This window comes from Desulfonatronovibrio magnus (assembly GCF_000934755.1).
Taxonomy (GTDB): Bacteria; Desulfobacterota; Desulfovibrionia; order Desulfovibrionales; family Desulfonatronovibrionaceae; genus Desulfonatronovibrio; species Desulfonatronovibrio magnus.
The window spans coordinates 13,517-33,345 of sequence record NZ_KN882185.1 but is presented as its reverse complement, the minus strand read 5'-3'; the positions used below and the strand labels follow the sequence as shown (position 1 = coordinate 33,345).

At 46.9% G+C, this 19,829-nt stretch carries 12 protein-coding genes; 1 reads left to right on the top strand and 11 read right to left on the bottom strand.

Annotation, left to right across the window (positions count from 1 at the left end):
* Nucleotides 1–45 precede the first annotated feature (45 nt).
* The 7 genes from LZ23_RS20365 to LZ23_RS20335 all read right to left on the bottom strand — a co-directional run bounded on the left by LZ23_RS20365 (nucleotide 46) and on the right by LZ23_RS20335 (nucleotide 12,396).
* On the bottom strand, nucleotides 46–2,388 hold the full coding sequence (locus LZ23_RS20365; protein ID WP_045217191.1) for a sensor histidine kinase: 2,343 nt from the start codon (nucleotides 2,386–2,388) through the stop codon (nucleotides 46–48).
* Nucleotides 2,385–5,615: a PAS domain S-box protein gene (locus tag LZ23_RS23015; protein WP_052507567.1), complete on the bottom strand. Its 3,231-nt coding sequence runs from the start codon at nucleotides 5,613–5,615 to the stop codon at nucleotides 2,385–2,387. Before LZ23_RS23015 ends, LZ23_RS20365 begins: the two co-directional genes overlap by 4 nt.
* Nucleotides 5,600–6,523: a PhnD/SsuA/transferrin family substrate-binding protein gene (locus LZ23_RS20355; protein WP_052507566.1), complete on the bottom strand. Its 924-nt coding sequence runs from the start codon at nucleotides 6,521–6,523 to the stop codon at nucleotides 5,600–5,602. The genes LZ23_RS23015 and LZ23_RS20355 overlap by 16 nt, the downstream gene beginning before the upstream one ends.
* Nucleotides 6,524–6,849: 326 nt before the next feature.
* Nucleotides 6,850–9,576: a response regulator gene (locus tag LZ23_RS25410; RefSeq protein ID WP_052507565.1), complete on the bottom strand. Its 2,727-nt coding sequence runs from the start codon at nucleotides 9,574–9,576 to the stop codon at nucleotides 6,850–6,852.
* Nucleotides 9,573–10,508 carry a substrate-binding domain-containing protein gene (locus tag LZ23_RS20345; RefSeq protein WP_045217189.1) on the bottom strand — a complete coding sequence of 312 codons (936 nt, stop codon included), beginning with the start codon at nucleotides 10,506–10,508 and terminating at the stop codon, nucleotides 9,573–9,575. The genes LZ23_RS25410 and LZ23_RS20345 overlap by 4 nt, the downstream gene beginning before the upstream one ends.
* A 43-nt stretch (nucleotides 10,509–10,551) precedes the next feature.
* On the bottom strand, nucleotides 10,552–10,746 hold the full coding sequence (locus LZ23_RS20340; RefSeq protein WP_045217188.1) for a response regulator: 195 nt from the start codon (nucleotides 10,744–10,746) through the stop codon (nucleotides 10,552–10,554).
* A gap of 321 nt (nucleotides 10,747–11,067) precedes the next feature.
* Nucleotides 11,068–12,396, bottom strand: a complete 1,329-nt coding sequence (locus LZ23_RS20335; protein ID WP_045217186.1) for a DUF4461 domain-containing protein — start codon at nucleotides 12,394–12,396, stop codon at nucleotides 11,068–11,070.
* A gap of 95 nt (nucleotides 12,397–12,491) precedes the next feature.
* Here LZ23_RS20335 and LZ23_RS24340 point away from each other — a divergent pair, with 95 nt between their 5' ends.
* Nucleotides 12,492–13,025, top strand: a complete 534-nt coding sequence (locus tag LZ23_RS24340; RefSeq protein WP_157493367.1) for a hypothetical protein — start codon at nucleotides 12,492–12,494, stop codon at nucleotides 13,023–13,025.
* 50 nt (nucleotides 13,026–13,075) lie between these two features.
* Here LZ23_RS24340 and LZ23_RS20320 read toward each other — a convergent pair whose 3' ends face one another.
* The 4 genes from LZ23_RS20320 to LZ23_RS20300 form a co-directional block, all read right to left on the bottom strand.
* The gene (locus LZ23_RS20320; protein WP_157493365.1) at nucleotides 13,076–15,016 is read right to left on the bottom strand and encodes a PAS domain-containing protein; all 1,941 of its coding nucleotides are present in this window, start codon (nucleotides 15,014–15,016) and stop codon (nucleotides 13,076–13,078) included.
* Between the two features lie 841 nt (nucleotides 15,017–15,857).
* Nucleotides 15,858–17,858 carry a methyl-accepting chemotaxis protein gene (locus LZ23_RS23010; protein WP_052507563.1) on the bottom strand — a complete coding sequence of 667 codons (2,001 nt, stop codon included), beginning with the start codon at nucleotides 17,856–17,858 and terminating at the stop codon, nucleotides 15,858–15,860.
* 678 nt (nucleotides 17,859–18,536) lie between these two features.
* Nucleotides 18,537–18,914: a response regulator gene (locus LZ23_RS20305; RefSeq protein WP_045217179.1), complete on the bottom strand. Its 378-nt coding sequence runs from the start codon at nucleotides 18,912–18,914 to the stop codon at nucleotides 18,537–18,539.
* 28 nt (nucleotides 18,915–18,942) lie between these two features.
* Nucleotides 18,943–19,794 (bottom strand): HDOD domain-containing protein, encoded by an 852-nt coding sequence (locus LZ23_RS20300; RefSeq protein WP_198146062.1) that lies wholly within the window; start codon nucleotides 19,792–19,794, stop codon nucleotides 18,943–18,945.
* Nucleotides 19,795–19,829 lie beyond the last annotated feature (35 nt).

The following is a 19,829-nucleotide window of genomic DNA, read 5'->3' as shown; positions in this document are numbered from 1 at the left end:
TTTTGTCCTATCAATGGGGGAAGCCTAAGAACTATCATAGAGCACTCACCCATTTGGCAGGGTAAAAAATACTGTTGTACCCTTTCCAGGCTCACTTTCCACCCAGAGCTTTTCTCCGTGCTGTTCAATAAACTGTTTACAAAACATCAATCCCAGGCCGGTTCCTTTTTCACCGTCAGTTCCAAGCTGCTGCTTAGCCTTATTAACAGTAAACAGCATGGACTTAACCTCTTCACTCATCCCAATCCCGTTATCTTTCACCGCCATTGTAATTTTACCCTCTGAATGCCGGGCCCTGATTAAGACCTCACCTCCCTGATGACTGAATTTAATGGCATTGGAAAGTATATTGCGCAGCACTGTCTTAACCATGGACTGATCAACCATGACCGCAATATCATCAGGAAAATCAGTTCTAATTACTATGTCCTTGTCCTTAGCCGCACTCTTCACTGTGTTAATCCCGATACTTATCATTTCACTTAAACTGCAGGGCACAGGTTTATAGTCAATTCCCCCCTGGCTCATCTGTGCCCATTGAAGCAACTCTTCGAGAAGCGCATATGTACTTTTGGAATTCTTATGAAGCTCACTGGAAATATAGCGAATATCATCTTGAGAAAATACAGCTAACTGACTGGAAAGCATTTTTGTAGATGAAATCAAACCCGACAAAGGAGACTTGAGATCATGGGAAATTATGGAAAAAAGCTTATCCTTTTCAGCATTGAGTCTCTCAAGCTTTTCATTGGCCTGCTTGAGCTCTGAGGACAGTTTGTTTTGTCTCAGGGCATAGCGGACAATCAATGTAATGGCCACACCCTGGGCCGCCACAAAGGTCACAAGAATAAATACCAGGGCCCGGGTACGCCTTTTAAGAGTTTCGGTCCGCTCAGCCAGGATACCTTCCAGTTGGGCCTGACTGGAAATAATAGAAGTCACATCCTGAATAATGGAAAACAAGACCGGCGTATCCTGAATGTGAACCGGCCAGGAGTTAACCTCTACATCGCGAATTTCTCCGGATGCCATCCGGTGCTTGAACCGGAACCGGTTAACATTCTCCTGTCTGGCCTGCTCAATTTCCATTTGGACCCGGGCTGCCGGGAGTATGTTAAAGTCCATTATATTCATGGTCAGCATCTGCTCCAGGGGATAGCCATAAAACTCAGCCCCGGCTTTATTAATATCTAAGATGCGGCCATCTTCCGGGTCCAGGATCATCATGACTGAACCATGTCCATGAAACATCTCATAGGAGAACTTGGAATCCCGGTCCAGGCCGTCTTGCTGAAGTCGGATCCAGGCTGGGTTCTGGTTGTGAACGACTGAGCCCTCGGGCAGACTGGATGGATGGATAGAGTGCCGAAGCAAAGCCGGGGCATCAAAAAAAGTCCGGTTGGGGCTGTTCGTAACAATGGGTAAATCCTGCGGATGAGCACCCTGAACAATTGCTGCAGCCATGTTTGCGGCAACTCTTCCCTGATCCGCTGCGCTGGCCATGCGCCCGCCAGCAACTCCGGCCCCGAGGTAAAAATCCCAAAGCCCAAAAACCGGGCATGGAGCTGCTTCAGTTATCAATCTCGCGCTTTCCTCGTAAGTGAAGTACCTTCCTTTGGCATCCATATTAAAAACTGTCAGCAGGACAGCATCTGTTTCAGGATCTAAACCGGCTAATTCTGCAAGCAAAGACTCGGTTTCAGGATTGTCAATGTACCTGATTTCCACCTGGTCAAGTTCATGGCTAAGAACCGAACGCGCTGCCCTGGATTCGGCCAGGCCTGTGGGGGTCCCGTCCGAAATCACTGTTACCCGCTTCATTTCCGGCAGCATCATCTGCATCACATCAAACGTACCCCGGGCATCAGTCACTTCCATGACTCCGGTAAACCAGCCGGAATCATCGATCATATCTGGAGTAAAGTAATTAATTCCACAAAATACAATGGGCGTACCAGGAAAAAGGACGGACCGGTATTTCTTGGCAAAGTCCAGGGCATCATTATCGCTGACAATGACTGTGTCAAAGGATGTATCTTCTAACCTGGCGGAAAGAAATGGCAGCAGATAGTCCTCGCTTTGAGACAGGGGGGTGCGTTTTGTATCCATGTATTCAACCGTAATCTCGACACCCAGAGGGGCAAGCACATCAAAAACCGCATCAGTCAGTGCGTCGGTCCAGGACAGGCCCTTATGATAAGAATTTAACAGAAGAACATGCTGCTCTGCATCAACCGCGGCATGCTCGTCACAACGCCCATAAAGGTTCTGTGGATAGAACGCGGCCAAAAGAAAAACAGCAGTCAGCACAATGGCAACCAGCCTCGAGGAGACGTTAACCCATCCAGCATAGTTCAAACAGGAAGAAAAAGATTGATTCTTATTCATGGCTCTTTGCCCATTCCTGTTTGAAGTTTGTACAACACTTTCTCCAAATCCTCCTTACGCACTGGCTTTCCTATAAAATCATCCATACCGGCCTCTATAAACTCTTCCCTGTCTCCGGGCTGGGTATGGGCCGTGACAGCGATAATTGGAATGTGCTTTAAAGGCTGAGAAAGACTGAAGGCGGATGGCGGATGGTCAGAACTTAGACCTCCGAGCTCTGCCTGCCCCGAAAAACCGCTGTCCCCTTTGAAGTGTTTTACCTGGGACTTATGCTCCCCGGACCCTGACTCCTGACTCCTGACTCCTGATATCTGCCCTCTGTCTCCTGCCCCCTGACCCCTGACTCCTGTCTCCTGATCCCTGGCCCCTGACTCCTGTCTCCTGATCCCTGGCCCCTGACTTCTAACCTCATGGGCGCGTATGCGCCTTGTTGCTTCATCCCCGGTCATGACCGGCATCTGGATATCCATGAGGATGCAGTCAAACTCCTTGTCCTGGAAAAGATCTACAGCTTCCTTTCCGTTTTTAGCCAGAGTAACCGAGTGCCCCATTTTTTTCAGAATATGGATCATGAACATCTGGTTTAATGGATCATCTTCAGCAAGAAGAATATCCAGGTGCTTTTTGCCATCTCCGGACAGGGCTGCAGTTGGTGCAGATTCTTTTTGTTTGTCTGCTGGAAGATCAAAAGGCAAAACCACATAAACAGTCGTGCCCTGGCCAACCTTGCTTTCCACAGAAATATTTCCATTCATCAAAGACACCAGTTCTTTAACCAGGGTCAACCCAAGCCCTGCGCCCTGATGCTCACGTGTATAAGAACAATCCACCTGGACAAAAGGATTAAACAATTCCCGTAATTTATCTTCAGGGATGCCTGTTCCTGTATCAGAAACAGAAAACATTATTCTCAAATCTCTCCCCCTGGCAGGAGAAAGCAGGGATAACCTGATGTGGACACTACCCTGATCGCAGAACTTCAAACCATTTCCTACCAGGTTAAACAAAATCTGCTTGGTCCTGATGACATCACCCACGAGTTTTGCCGGTACTTCAGCATCAATCAGGTATTGCAGATTTATTGACTTTTCCCTGGCCTGGGCTGAAAAAAGACCAGCCATTGACTCCATCAGTTCTTTGACATCAAACCGAGTATTGCTCAGCACCATCCTGCCGGCCTGAATACTGGACAAATCCAAAATATCCGACAAAAGACGCGCAAACCGTCTCGATGATATAATGGCAGCATCAGCATATTCCTGCTGCTCCTGATTTAGATCAGTGGTCTGCAGAAGCTGCATCATGCCCATGATGCCGTTAAAGGGGGTACGAAGTTCATGGCTCATATTGGCCAGAAACTGGGATTTGGCAATATTGGCTGCCTCAGCCTGCTCCCTGGCCTGCAGCAAAACTTCTTCAGTCTTTTTCCGGTCTGTAATATCCTCTTTGACTGACATGTAATGTGTTGCTTTTCCCTGATCATTAAACACGGGTCCAATGGACGCTGATTCCCAGAATGATTCACCGTTTTTCCTGATATTTTTGAACTCCCCGCGCCATTCATTACCCGATGAAATAGTCTTCCAAAGTTCGCGGTGTATTTCAGGATCTGTATCAGGAGATTTCCACATTCTTGGATTTTTACCCTTAACTTCATCAAGCGTGTATCCTGTCACGCTGGTAAATGTAGGATTTACATACTCGATATTGCCCTTGAGGTCGGTCATAACCACACTGGCAGGGCTTTGCTCCACAGCTCTGGACAGCTTTCGAAGCTCATCCTGCATCTTCTTACGCTCGGAAATATCTTTGAATACTGTTACAACGCCTGCAACCTGCCCTTCCCGGATAATCGGGCTGGCAGTCACATCTACAGGCAGTATTGAGCCATCACTGCACTTAAACTTTTCCTCATTACTGTATGTTTTAAAATTCTTTACTGTATTTATAATTGGACATTCATTAGATGACAGGTTGGACGGACTGGTCTGTTCATGACTATGAAACAGGTCATGTCCATTATTGTTGAGAAGATCAGTTTCTGTATAGCCCAGAAGGTTTTGTGCTTCAGGATTGACATAGCTGATCCGTCCCTGAATATCGGACATATATAGACCTTCGCCCATGGTCTGAGTAATGGTCTGCAAACGGTTTCTTTCCATGACAGTTTCTCTACGCTGAACATATAACCGCAGAAAAATTGTCATAATGATAATAAGCAGGACTGTAGAAATAGTCAGGGTTATGAAAAACTGATGCTGCATTTGTTTCAACTCAGGAGCCGGAGCAAAGGAAAGCAGCATGGCAGCGTTTTGACCTTTTATATCAGGTACAGCTGTCAGGGTTGCCGCATAATAGCTTCCACCCATCTTGAGAGCAAAGGCAGAGGAACTGCCCTGCTCAAAAGCAGCGTCCAGACCAGGCTCAACAGCTAATATGTATTGAAGTTTCTGAGCTGTTTCACTGAGTGGGGGCGGCGCATGAGGCAGTTCTCTGTGAGGATCCTCTTCGTACCAGCCTGGGTAAACAGGGCTTGACGCATACAAACGCCGCTGCTCCTGGAAAAGCAAGTCATACACATGTGCACCGTTCACCAGAAAAATAAACTCACGATGCTCATGCAGTTCTGCCATGGCTCGGCGCAAAGCATCAAACGGCTGGCTTATCTCCACACTGCCGAGATGTTTTCCCTGGTCAACAATGGGAAAGACATTGCGAAAACCTGAGACCACACGTCCTGCTTCAAACCCTTTAACCGTACGAAACTCCTGGTTGGCAATACGTATGGAGGGCCGGTCATCCTGTAATGCGTCTCCGGAGAGGTGTGGGGCATGAAAGCGTAAAAAACTGCGGCCATCAGGAGTATGGTAATGCAGCTGCTGGACCTTCCTGCTCTTTGCAAGCGAATCATACAGCGGCCAGATAAGTCGGTACAATGTCATCCTGGCTTCCACTTCATGGCCATCATTGTAAGCAAGCTCAAGCTGCCGCAAAACCTCTGGTCGAGTCAGATGGGTTTCAAAATAAGACTGCATACCGGTTTGATGAAGCTGCAGCACTGCCTGCCAGGCTATATCCTGGGTTTGAACCTGAGTATTTAGAAAAAGCTTACGCCCACTTGCCATGTCCTGGTTAAGGTAGCTGAAAATTGCAAGCCAGAGGCCGGTAATAATCAGGGCAAAAAACAGGACCTGGCGCATTGGCAATGCCATTATGGAATGGCGCATATATCCTCCAGAGCATTTTTAAGGAGTGTACAGTCTAAATCTCCGCAATCAGGAATGTCTTCAATTCCATCAAGGAGCAGCAAGTCACAATAGTCCTCACTGCCTGCCTTGCTCATCCCCCATTGCCCCAGTCCCTGCCATTGACTGTAGATATCATCAGGGATTTCAGTTAAAATCGTGGCCAACTCAGTTCTCAGTTTTTCATCCATGACCCGGGCATTGGCAACCATTGCGAATCCTGGCAGCTCCGGCCCCTGTTTAAGTAACTGCAGTCCTATCTGGTCGTATGACTGGCCAATGGCAGACTTCAGTCCTCCCAAGGCGAACTCTCCACGGACAAGAGCCTGAGCCACAGCCTCGTGACTGTCCAGAAAAGTGTAAGGCAGATGCTGAAGATTTGTATCGTAAGCACGTAGCAAATGGGAGGTAGTTAAAAAACCACAGGTGGAAAGAGGCTGGGGCAGAGCTATTGGGCCCTGAGTTGTTGCGGGGTCTTCACTATTGTCTATAGCCGTGGCCAGTGAACATGTGTAGGATGTCCGGCCGTCAGGTTCTCGAAAGAAAATAACAGGTTCAGCATGGGGTGCCAGGGCCTTCAACATAATAAAGGGCAATGGACCAAGATGAACCAGATGTATTTCATCACGGGCAAACTTTCCCAAAATAGTAGCATAATCGTGCTCGTACTGAATCTCCACCTTCAAATCAAGATTCTGCTCAATGTACTGGACAATATCCATACTCTGGGCAATCACGCTATTGGGATTGGTCAGTGGCAATGGAGAATAAACTAAATCACTCTGAGCAGTTACATTTTTTGGTGACAAGAGCAGAACCAATAGTACAACAAGAAACACAATCAACAGGGATGGCATGAAAAACATAAGTTTAAAATTTGCTGAAAACATAATTTTTATTTGCCTCTAAATTTTTTTGTTATGAAAGGCTTGACAATATATCCGAATGATCCGACCTAGAATAGCTTCTATATTACCATTCAAGCCTTCTAAAGGTGACCATGATAAAAGGAATGAAAAGAACTGCATCTTTGTAAATGAGCTGACCATATCGAAGGCTGAAGCTTTATGCTTGTCACGTTAAATGGCTCTCCCGGTCCAAGTAGTGAACAAACAATTTGAAACCATGGATAAACGGTTCGAGGCTTTAGGACGTCGCTTGGACAGATTCATGTTCTGGACCCTGGGATTAACTATATCCGCCACCTTTCTGATCATCAACTTTCTACGATAGCTTCACTGCACTTTGCAAACTGCCTTTCCAGTTCAGGCAAAAGATTCTTCATCTTATCAAGATTTTTTAAGTGACCGGCCTCTTCTATCTCTGATGCAATTTCTGCCATAGTTAGGCAGCCAGTAGTGCCTGAATTTCCCTTGATTGAATGAGCCTCACGTGTTGCATCCTCGATTTGGCCCTGTTTAATAAAATCTTTGAGAGACTGGATATTATCGGGTACTGATTCCAGGTAAGAACTGAGAATTTCTTCCACAAGTTCCTGATCATGCCACATCCTTTCCATAAGGTCATCTTTATCAAACACTGGTTGCGAACAGACAAAACAACTCGTACCCTCTTGTTTTACTTGGTATGATCCTGACTCCTGACCCCTTTTCCCTGACTCCAGTCCCTTGTTTCCCCGCAACCACTTGGACAAGACCCGGCCCAGAGCTTCCGGGCTTACCGGCTTGGCTACATAATCATCCATTCCAGCCTCAATACATCGCTCCCGATCCTCCTGCATGGCTGCTGCTGTCATGGCGATCACCGGCAGGTGCCGGGGAGAGGGCTGAAGGCTGAAGGCTGAAGGCTGAAAGTCAGAGGGATGGCTGGAGTCTCCTTCATTAAGCTCTCTTCCCTCTTCCTGCTTCTTCCTTCCTGCTTCCTCCTTGCTCTTCTTTCCTTCCGCCTTCCGAATCTCCCGCGTAGCGGTCAGTCCGTCCATTTCCGGCATCATAACGTCCATGAGTACCAGATCATAGGGAAGGTCCTGCAAAGCCTGGACTGCTTCAAAACCATTACCCACCACATCAGCGCGCAGGCCCATTTTCTTGAGCATCCCCAATGCCACCTTCTGGTTGACCACGTTATCTTCGGCAACCAGGATACGGGCTTTTGTGCCCGAAAAGTCAGGGTATTCTGTCTTATTTTTCTCTTGTTCAGGCCACTCATTCACCATATTCATACTGCCAGGCCTGCCCAGAATCTTTTGCAGTCCGGCATATATTTCCCCTGACATAACAGGTTTATTCAAAATCATGTCAAAGCCTGCGCGTTGAAGACGACTGGAATCACCCTTCTGTCCAGCGGCAGATGACAGCATTATCAGCCAGGTTTCCTGTAATTTAACATCTTCCTTAATTTGCAAACCAAGTGTTTCACCGTCCATTTCCGGCATCATCATATCCAGAACAGCTACTACATAAGGATCATTGACTGCCTGGGCCTGGTAAAGCATGCCCAGGGCAATAAATCCATTGGAGGCTTCTTGTGGTCGCATACCCCACGAAGTAAAGAGAACCATAAGTATCTCTCTGTTTGTTGAGTTATCATCTACTATAAGAATATGTACTCCCTGCAGACAGGCTGGAAGAATTTTTCCCTGCTGCCTGTTTTGAATACCAAGCTGCACTGTAAACCAGAAGGTACTTCCCCGCCCTTCCTGACTTTCAAGCCCCACTGTACCTCCCATGAGTTCTGCCAGCTGCTTTGAAATGGCCAGACCAAGGCCGGTACCGCCAAATTTACGTGTGGTGGAAGTATCTACCTGGGAAAAACTTTTAAACAGTCTGTCCTTCTTATCTTCAGGTATACCTATCCCTGTATCGCGAACCGTGAAGCAGAGGGATACTTTTAGCATGCCAGCATCATATTTCTCTTTATCTTCAATTCCAGCATTCTCTTTCTGAACTCTAACCTCCACCTCACCTTTTTCAGTAAATTTAATGGCATTACCCACGAGATTCATCAGGATCTGACGCAGTCGACCAGGATCTCCCTGTACCATATTCGGCACACCCGGTTCCAGGGAACAAATAAACTCCAGCCCTTTATTTTCCGCTTTAACAGCCATCATGTCTGAAAAATCTCTAAGCATGGCTTCCAGTTCAAAATCAATGACTTCAATATCTAAACGCCCGGCCTCGATTTTGGAAAAATCCAGAATATCGTTAATAACCGTCAAGAGAGACTCGGCACTGGAGCGCACAGTACGGGCATATTGCTGCTGATCCCTGTCCAGGTTTGTATCCAGCAAAAGACCGGTCATGCCGATGACGCCGTTCATGGGGGTACGAATCTCATGACTCATATTGGCCAGAAATTCGCTCTTGGCCTTTGCAGCCTGTTCAGCCTTTTCAACCATTTTCTGCATTGGGCGGACAACCAGTGCAGGAATAAAAAATAAACCATTTATTAATGCCACAGATATGAGAAGGACTGCACAAGCTGCCATGAGCAGATTCATAGTTTTGACAAGCCTGTCCTGAACCATGGCAGCCTGGCTGACCAAATGTTCAAGCTTTAGACCTAAATCACTTGTGAGATGTCTGACAGTCTCCATGGCCAGAGTTGCATCCTGAATGCGATTCTCCTGAAAGAGAGCGACTGCAATCACCAAGTTTCTATACAGCTCCTGATAGGTAGGCCAAAGGTCTGCATTATTGACTGCCTGGGCAGCATTCAGTTCCAGAATTAATCCCTGCAAGTCGCTGGAGATCCTTGCCGCACCTGCAAAATCTATATCATTTCCTGTGGCTGCACCCTGCATCATGACTGCAAGAACTCGTTCAACATCGCGCATCACCTGCATCGTTTTGATGCTAACATCATTGCTTTGGCGAACCTCAATATTCTGGTAGCGAGACATGAGGGCAAAGCTGAACATTGTTATAATAGCTATAACAAGAGTAGGCACCCATAATCTGGAAAAAGCTTTCCTGTTCATAACTGCTCCTCAACGAGAGGTCTTACAGAAATAAATCCCTGCCGCAAAACTTGGTCCTGACCAGGTTCTGAAAGCATAAAATCAACGAATTTTTCAGCCCGATCATTTCCGCTCAAGAAAACAAGGTTCAACTCCCTGCTCAATGGATACCTGCCTCTGCTGACAACATCATAAACAGGCTTTGAACCGTCAACCTCGAGTATACGAATTGGAACTCCCAATCTGATAAATCTTCTGGCATCACCAGCAGACACATAACCTATAGCGCCGCGAATCCCTCCTACCCAGAGGGTGCTGTCCAGATTGGCCCCTGCTTCCCAGGCCGAAGTACAAATTGTTTCCTGGCCTTGGTGCGGGGAATCAGGATGAAAAGGGCTGACCAGACCGATATAGGACTCAAAAGCACTCAGCGTACCTCGTCCAACCATCTTGGAAATAAGCACAATATCGTTATGACCTTCTAACCCCTCAGGCCATGTCTTTGTTCTGCATGTATATATGTCTCTCAATTCCTTTCTGGTGATGGATTGTTTTGGATTAAAGCTGTTAACAATGACTGCAACCGCGTCATAGCCTACTGTAGCGTGACCGAATTCCTCCTTTTCCTCAGGGGTAAGCTCTCTGCTGACCATGCCTATATCAGCTGTTTTGTCGCGCACTGACGAGATTCCAAAAGAACTTCCCCCCCCAAATGGCTCAACTTCAATACCTGAATAGTCTAAGTATAGATGGACCACTCCCTGAACAACCGGCTGTATAGTTGTGGCTCCAACAATGCGCATTTGTCCGCTGTCAGCTTCTTGCCCGATGCTTGATTTATTCTCAAAAGCAAAACACACCATATTCTGCCAGGGATACAGGAAAAAACAAAGAAATACTGCAATGGGAAACCATACTCTTTGTTGATGGATATAAGCTGAAATACATTTCACTTTTCTCTCCTATGGGAATTGTTGCTGATCATAGTCTTGTTTCTTATGCTCTGATTTTGCCAAGCACGGTTTCCAGTTCTTCCATCGTCACTGGCTTTCCTATGTAATCATCCATACCGGCCTTTAGAAATTTTTCCCTGTCTCCGGGCTGGGTATGGGCCGTGACAGCGATAATTGGAATTCTGGAATGCCGGGATGCTGGAATGTTTACCCCGTGAACTCGGGGAGTACTGGACAATATCCATACTCTGGGCAATCACGCTATTAGGATTGGTCAGTGGCAATGGAGAATAAAATAAATTATTCTGAGCAGTTATATTTTTGGGTGACAGGAGCAAAACCAATAGTACAACAAGAAATACAATCAAAAGGGATGGCATGAAAAACATACGTTTAATATTTGCTGAAAACATCATTTTTATTTGCCTCCATTTTTTTGTTATGAATGGCTTGACAATATATCCGAATGATCCGACTTAGAATAGCTTCTATAGTATCATAAAAAGAATGAATAAAATTGCATGTTTGTAAATAACCATATTGCCTGCCGTAAACCGCGTCACGTCTCTCCGGCGGAAAGGGCGGTACGGGATGCGGGTAGCAGCAGCGAGGTCAGCTCGGAGACAGAAAAATCATGCCGAAGGGAGATTGTCCCGTCGCCGTCAACCTCGTATCTGTCCGTGATGGAGAAAGCATGTCCCCTCACGGAGATTCTGACCTCGCCCGCAAGCGCACCCAGCAGGCGATCAACGGCCGACGCGAAATCCGTGGCCGAAACAAGGATGCCCTTGCGAATTTTCGCGCCTGTCTTGGCTCGAAACATTTCCTGTTTCGCGGCAACCAGGGCGTCCAGGGCGTCTGATTCCCTGCTGAGCGTTCGTGCCTGGTCCAGGGAAGTCTCAAGGAACGCGACCAGGTCTGGGCAACCGAAATCGACCGGGATGACCATGGAGCCAAGGCTGGTCACCCTGTAGGTGTCGCCGATCAGGAAGCTCATTCCCGAGAGATCGAAGCGCCTCAATTCCGGATTGTACTTCTCGAGTTTGCGAATGCTGGCAATGACGTCCTGGGGCGAAATGAAGATATCCTCGCCAATCCATCTGATCCTGTACATTTTGCGCAGGCGGTCAACCAGACTGTCTTTAATCCGCCACCATTCAGGTTCGGCTGGGAAGTCCCGTACAAGCGGTTTACCCCGAATCAGGGAAACGGCTGCCTCCAGGTTGAAATCAGGAGGGATTTCCAGTCTGTCCTCGCTCTTCCAGGAATAATTCGCGCCAATGGTCACATAGTGTCCGGATATCCCGGCATCACGTAGTTCCTCGTGACAGGCGACCATCCTTTTGAGAGTGGGCAAGGCGGCAACCCTCGACATGGCCACCGACACGAACACCTTGATATTCAGTTGTTCTTTCAGGGCCTGCTCTGCCAGGTGGCATTCGTGTTCCAGACGTTCATACTCGGCCTTGCGTAACCTGGACAGGGCGAGAAATTCCGAAAGCACATGCCGGATCTCGAAATGGATGGCCTCTTCGGCATCATCGATTTCCTGGGAGTCGTCTCCATCTTCAAGGCCCAGGGCCGCGGACAGACGCCGGATGCACGACCCGGCAAGACCAGACCGCTCCGCACTGGACAAAAAGCCCGAGGGGGTATCCAGGGAAAAACGCAACTCGTGGATTGCCCCGTCACCTTTACGATAAAAAAAACGCAGCGCGGATGGAAAATCCGGCAGCGTCGAACAGGGGTGTTCCAGAACGTCGAAATACTGCATCAGAGACTGCAATGACCTCTCATTGGTCTTTTGACATGTTTCCTGGTCGTGAAACATGTCCGGATGGATCAACTTGAGAACATTGCGTAGCTGTCTGACTTTGCCCTTTGCCATATTTTCCCCTTTCAATTTTTCATTGCCCCGCTCTCCCGCATCACTTCTTGCAGCGTCGGCGAGCCCCCGCCCCGGCCTTGCCTGGCAGAGGACAGATGACGGAAGTCAGAAGGCAGCCCCGAGCACGCCAGTGCCCCGATTATGCCGTGATCCGTTTCGCACACTTCACGATTCGCGCCTTTCCCTTGGCCATCATCCCCTGGCGCATTACGTTCCAACGATGGAAACATAAGCCTCTTTCTCCCCCACCCCCGCCGCCAGCAGCGGATTTCCTGGCCAATCCGGAATTCAAGGCCATGATCCGCAATGAGCTGTCCGACCTCATGGCCGACTTCATCGCGACCCAGGAAAAGCGAGCTGGCGAGGTCTCGCTGATAGAGGGCATCGTCCGCGTCGAGGAGGCCCAGCGGTCCCATGAACAACTGACCAGGGCTCTGCTGGAACAGATCAATCTGCGCTTTGAGGGAATGCAGCGGAACATGGACAAGCGCTTCGATGCCATGGACAAGCGGTTTGAGTCCATGGACAAACTTTTCGATGGTTTGGGCCGTCGTTTGGACAGATTCATGTTCTGGACCCTGGGATTAACTGTATCCGCCACCTTTCTGATTATCAATTTTCTACGATAAGCAAATATAACTAACCTGAAGGCTGAAGATTGAGGCTCCTGGAAATTATTTTACCCATACGCTATTCCATTATCCTTTAGCAACCGGCGTAAACGTTCATTTTCCTGACGCATTTCATGTTCCATATTTACCCGCATGGTAACATCCCGGTTGGAGACCCTGCGTCCAAGATATGCGCTGTCAGGCCCAACAACGGCAACGCATTTATGCTCAATCCAGGCCACCTGGCCTGACCTGGCAACAATCCTGAAGCTTAACTCGGCTTTTCCCTGGTAACTTGTGGCCATGCAGGCATGCTCATTCCAGAAATGGGCGTCTTCAGGGTGAACAATACTCTGGATCAAATCTGGATCTCTTAAAAAATCATCAACACTGTAGCCGGTGATGCGCTTACAGGATGGAGAACAGAATTCAAGGCTGCCATCAGGCTTAACCCAGTACTCCCAGTCATAGCTGGTGCTGGTAATAAGCTTCAAGCGTTCTTCCTTTTTCTGAAGATTATCTTCAGCATTTTTTCGATCTGTAATATCCAGCCCACTGCCCACAATCTTGACTACTTTACCGCCTTCCATAACTGGGGCTAATTTTGTGAGCCAGGTCCGTTTTCCTGCAGGCAGATGCAGAGTTTCTTCATAGCTGACAACTCTTTTCTCTTTGATACAGCGCTGGTAGTTTTTTTCTACCTGCAAACCCAGTTCTTCTCCCAGAGCCTGAACCGGAGTTTTGCCACGAACAGTTTCAGTAGTCAGGCCGGTCAATGCTTCTTCCTGGCTGTTCAGACGCTGGAAAGTGCAGCGATCCTGCTCATCAACATCGATTAAGAAAAATGTATTCTGGGAATGGTTAAAGATGGTTTCATATTCTTTGGACAGAATTAGCAGGGCTTCCTGTACCTGTTTTTGTTCCGAAACATTTATGGCAACTCCAGCCAGGTAAAAATCCCACCTATCATCTCTGAGCGGAGTAGCCCTGTCCTGCAGCCAGCGCCACTGACCATCTTTTCCCTTAAGCCGGTATTCAACATTGAGTTGTTTTCCCTTTCGGGCCTTTTGTATGGCCTGTTTAACCACAGGCAGGTCATCAGGATGAATTGATTCGTGCCAGAGCATGGGATTATTTTTTAAATCCTGAAGTGAGATGCCAATAATATTTTTCATTCTAAGTGAGTGCCATTCCATTCTACCTATGGAAGGATGAAAAGTATAAAAAACTGCTGGCACTGAGGAAAGTACCATCTGTAACTGGTTACTCTTTTCCCTGGCCTTTTTCTCAGCCCTGTCCCGAAGATCAATTTCCTGCTGCTTTTCCTTTAAAGCCAGATCCAGAGACCCCGTCCTTTCCTGAACTATAGCCTCTACTTGCTCGCTATTATATCGCAGGACAGCGTAAAGTTCCTTAGATTCGGTTAAATCCATAAAGGTCATTGAAGCCATGACAGAATTGTTTTCAAAACCTGGGTGCAAATCTGCCCGGACATGTAAGTGCCTGCAGGAATCATGGTCTGTCACAGTTCTGAGTAAAACAGGTTCAGGGATAGTAATAGAACGAAGAGCCTGATAAAAATCTGTAAAAAGTTTTCTATCATTATCGTGGATATGCTTGACAAAAGAATTAAAGCAGGCCTTTTTGGATGGCTTGAGACTCATCATTCTGGTCAGTGACTTTGTCCAGATCTCCAGGCCGCTTTGAATATCAACCATCCACATACCATGTCTCGGCACCGGAAGCATGTGCAGTATATCGGGCTCATTCTGAAGTTCAGAGCTGCACAGGTAAGGCCGCTTAATACTGACTGCTGAAAAAAGAACTGCTGGATGCATGTCCAGAATTTCACATATCTTGATGGTCAGACTCATTGATGGGGCTGATTCTCCCCTCTCAATGCATCCGAGATGGTGCTGACTGACATCCAGCTTTTCTGCAAGTTTTTTCTGTGAAATACCGGCAATATTCCTGTAAAGCCTGATCTTCTGTCCCAGAGATTTAAGCATACTGCTCAATGAGATATTGCTGTTTAAAGTTTTGCATCAGCTAAGCTCCTTTTTGAAATCTTTATTAAAGGATAATGCACAGTCAGTTTGACTTTCATTTCAGCTTAAAGCTTATAAGTAACTAAAACCAAATTGTCAACAAAATCAGATGGTTATAATTTTCATAATTTTAAGATTTTTACATATGATTGATTCTCAATTTCCAGAAAAGTTCCGTCAAAGATGGGAACTTTACGCCTGGCACAGGGACTGTCCCTCGCTGTGTAAATTTTTCCATTGAAGCAAATTTTTCCAGGAATCAATGCAGTATCAATCTGTTTTATATTACCTCGCGGGGACTGTCCCAATTTTCAAATATGGGACTGTTCTTCAATGTGGAGGCGGCTTCCAGCCGCCTGGAATTAAATAGCCTGCAGGATGCAGGCTCCACTTTAAAGACAGTTACTCACAGGTTCGGTCCCGGTCCGCCGGGTGAAGCGCTTCTAAGTAACTACAAACGTATATGCAATAAATTCAGAGCATTACGGTTTTACGATACAGATTGCTTCGGTCGCTTAGGCTCCCTCGCAATGACAGGTTTTCAGCTACCACATCCCTGTCAGCTCAGGTGTCATTGCGAGCGAGTCTTTTTACCTCGTTGAATACACGCAGTGTAGGCGCAGCCATTCAACTGGGGCGAGCGCGGCAATCCTTGTTGCGAGCGAAGCGAAGCAATCTCGTGTTAAGGCTATTACCTCTTTTTTTGTGGCTCCAGCCACATTTTGAAGAAGTGGATGAAGCCGCAAGAGAAAAACGTTCCCAGGCTGGAGCCTGGGAACGAGGGGAAACTAAATCTTAAAACTTAAATCTTAATCCTAAACATAGACATAAGTTCTTTTAATTTTTCTGCCAAAAGAGAAAGTTCATCAGAACTACTTTGAACACTGGTGCTGGAATCTTTCATCTCTGTGGCATTTGAGCTGACTTCTGCAATCTCCCGGGCAACATCTCCTGTAACATTGGAACTCTGGGCTACATTGGCATTCACTTCCTGAATACCTGCAGCGGCCTGGCTTACATTTTCTGCAATATCTTTGGTGGTTACATTTTGTTCTTCCACTGAAGCGGCGATCATAGAAATTATTTCATCAATATCATTAATGATTTTATCTATCTGAAGGTTTTCAGTTACAGTTTCGTTTGCAGCATCCTGAATTCCCTGAATCTTTTCCTTAATCTCTTCAGTGGCCTGGGCTGTCTGCTGGGCCAACTCTTTAATTTCATTGGCAACCACGGCAAAACCCTTGCCGGCCTCACCAGCCCTGGCTGCTTCTATGGTGGCATTGAGAGCCAGAAGGTTGGTCTGGGACGAAATGGTCATTATGGTTTCAGTAACCTTGCTGATGTCTTGAGCTGCAGTGCCAAGGTTTCTTATCCTTTTAGAGCCAGTTTTAGATTTCTGAACAGCTTCTTCAGTTATTCTCCTGGCTTTATCAGCATTCTGGGCAATCTCTGAAATAGTAGCACTCATTTCTTCAATACCGACTGATACTGTATTTACATTGTTTGCGGACTGCTCCATGGCTGAGGCAACAGAACCCATATTGGCACTCAGCTCTTCAGCTGCAGCTGCTACAGTATTTGATTTCCCAGCTGTCTCCTCAGATCTTTGAGTCATATCCCGGGAGATCGAGTTGAGCTGGGTTGAGGATGAGGCCAGAGTTGAAATGGCAGTGCTTATTTCTTTGAACCTGGTGCTAAGACTGTCTACCATTTCATTCAGTGCTGCAGTCATTTGTCCTACCTCGTCTTTCTGCTTTGTGAACAGCTTGGTGGTCAGGTCGCCTTTAGACATCTTTCCGGCAAATGCGTTTATTGACTGCAAAGGAAGCACTACTTCGCGGCGCAGTATTATAAACATTGCCCCACTTAGAACCACAAAAACCAGAGCCAGCAGAAATATTACCATAACTGCCGCACGCATGGCCTCACTGATTCTTGCCTCAACAACCTGCTGCGGCATAGCCAGAACATGCAGACCTGTTAACCTGCCTGAAACATCCTCAAGGGGGGCTCCTATGGCAAAACGTTCGTTGCCGATAATATAAGGAGAGTCCTGAAATTTGCTCAGGTCCATTAGAGAAATGGCCTTGACTACATCTTCTGAAAACCAGTTATCATTGGCCACCCACATTTCACCTACACGCTGGTTGGATCTGAGCTGCGGTGCTTCAGAAACTGCTGCGTCGTTCACCAGGAGCAGATATTCCATTCCTTCTGCCTCATAGTCTCTGGAAACACTGCCCATACCCTGCAAAAACTGAATATACCCGGCAAGCTCACCTTTATGCCTGACTGGTGCTGCACCGCGAATAAAAACACCATCATGGTCAGATACAAAAGCAGCCAGAGCTTTACCCTGTGACTGAACTTCTCTTAAGACCTGGGCCGCAGGAGCGGATGTATCTCCATACTTACTAAGGTTCCAGCTGCGCAGAAGCGTGGAAAAATCAGGATTAAATATCTGCACCCGAATGCCGCCAAAATTGGACTGGCCTGAAAAGTATCTCAGTATCTCTGAAAACTCGTTCTCAAGGCCTGCCCGGTCCATATTACTGACCATTTCAGCAGTATGGCCGGATAATGCAAGGGAAAGCGCATTGGTCAGTCCAACATCAGTCTTGTTGGCTATTTGTTGTTCCAAGGATTCAACCATCATTGCATGGCTTTGTTCCTGAATCTGCGTAGATATGGCCGAACTCTGCTGAACATAGATCAGATAACTGCCCCCAAGCACAAGCAGAAACATGCCTGCAAAAAAGACCATGACCTTGGCATTGAGTGACTGATGGATTGATTTCACAATGTTCCTCCGAACCGAGTTATGAGTTATCTGCATTTCTTTGCTTTATGCAGACTATTTAGGGAGGGCATCTGCCAGATTTTTGTTGTGAGGGCATAAGTCCCAGCCATCACTTCACAAATTCCAACAATACTTAAAATTCAGACAATGTAAACAAACTAAAACATAGTATTTTTAAGAAATTTTTAATACAAAATTGTCATAATAGTGGCATTTTTAAAGAACCATAATTTAAATTCCATAAAATCAAGGCTTTACGGTTTTGCCATACAGATTGCTTCGGTCGCTTAGGTTCCCTCGTGGGTGACAGTTTTTCAGCAACTATTTGCTCATGATTGATGCACATTTGCCAGAAAATTTCCCTCAAAGATGGGAACCTTGCGCCTGGCACAGCTTCCTGCTCGGAGACTTACAGCCCGGAGGGGGACTGTCCCTCGCTGTGTAAATTTTTTCCTTTATGCAAATTTTTCCAGGAACCAATGCAGCATCAATCTTTTTTATAGTACCTTGCGGGGACTGTCCCAATTTCCAGAAAAGCGACAGACTCGTAAAGTTACCCACAAGTCCAGTCCCGGCCCCCCGGGTGTGGAGCCTCTAAGAAAATTAAACGTCTCTATAGTGTCAATTTAGATGATTATTTTGAAACAGGGCAATCCTGAAAACCTTATGCACCTGCTTTTACTTACTGAAGGCATCATCCATCTTTGCCTCAAGAGTTGCAGCAGTAAAAGGCTTGACAATATATCCGGATACCCCGGCCTGAATGGCTTCAACAACATTTTCTTTCAAGCCTTCTGCAGTGACCATGATAAAGGGAATGTCGTAGAATTCTTCGCTGGATCTGACCGTGCGCAAAAATTTTATACCGGACATTGCCGGCATGTTCCAGTCAGAGATAATGAGGTCAACACGATGCTTTTGAAGCATCTCCCAGGCAGTTGTTCCGTCATCAGCTTCGAGTATAGTATTGTATTTTAATTCTTTCAGAATTCCTCGGATAATTTTTCTCATGGTTGAGAAATCATCAACAACGAGAATAATCTTATCTTTGTTCATACTTCGTCTCCTAAGGTATCTACCAGATTCAACACTGCAGGGCATCAATGGTCTGTTGATACTCCTGCTGGCTATCCAGACTGATCAGTTCCAGATTATGACTGGTTATATTAAAATACGATGAGTATCCGCTGTCCAGCGAGTAAACTAACGTATCCACTCCTGTGCCAACCCCGTTCATCATGGCAAGATAATCCCCAAGGTGAACTGCATATGCAAGTGGCCTGCTTTCTTCCGGAGCCATGCCCGGAGAGTGATGCCAGGCAACAGCATGTCTGAGTGTTTCAGGCAGCTCCCATCTGATCATGAGCAAGGCTCCCACTTCTGCGTGGTCGGTATTTATTGTTTCCTGCTCTTTATGATTGTAATCAGCATGATCTCGCATTGCCTGCTCCACCAGTGCTGAAGCCTGCCCTGACAACCACTGGTCAATGACTGCCTTGCCGATGTCGTGAAGAAGACCGGCTGTGTATGCTGCTTCAGGGCTGAGTTGTGTCCTGGCAAACCTGGCAACCTCGCGAGCACTTATAGCAGTGTACAGACTGTGCTTCCATAAGGCGTCCTGCTCTGACACATAGCCTTCAAGAGGGGCATGATACATATCACCGGCGCTGCTATCTAAAGCAAGGCTTAATATAATCTTGTCTCCCAGAAAGGAAACCGCACGAGTTATGGAGTCCACTTTTTTCATTAGTCCAAATGCAGGACTGTTTACCGTTTGCATCACTCTGACAGCTAACCCGGGGTCAGTTTCGACAATACGCGCAATCTCCACCAGGCTTACCCTTCCATCCCCAAGGGCCTGAGTGAGTTTTCTGGCACTTTCCGATAAGGGAGGAACCTGTTTGACTGCCGCTGCTATTTTAAGAGGCATGCTCATAAAAGCTCGCTTGTTGTATTTTGTTTTATTATTTG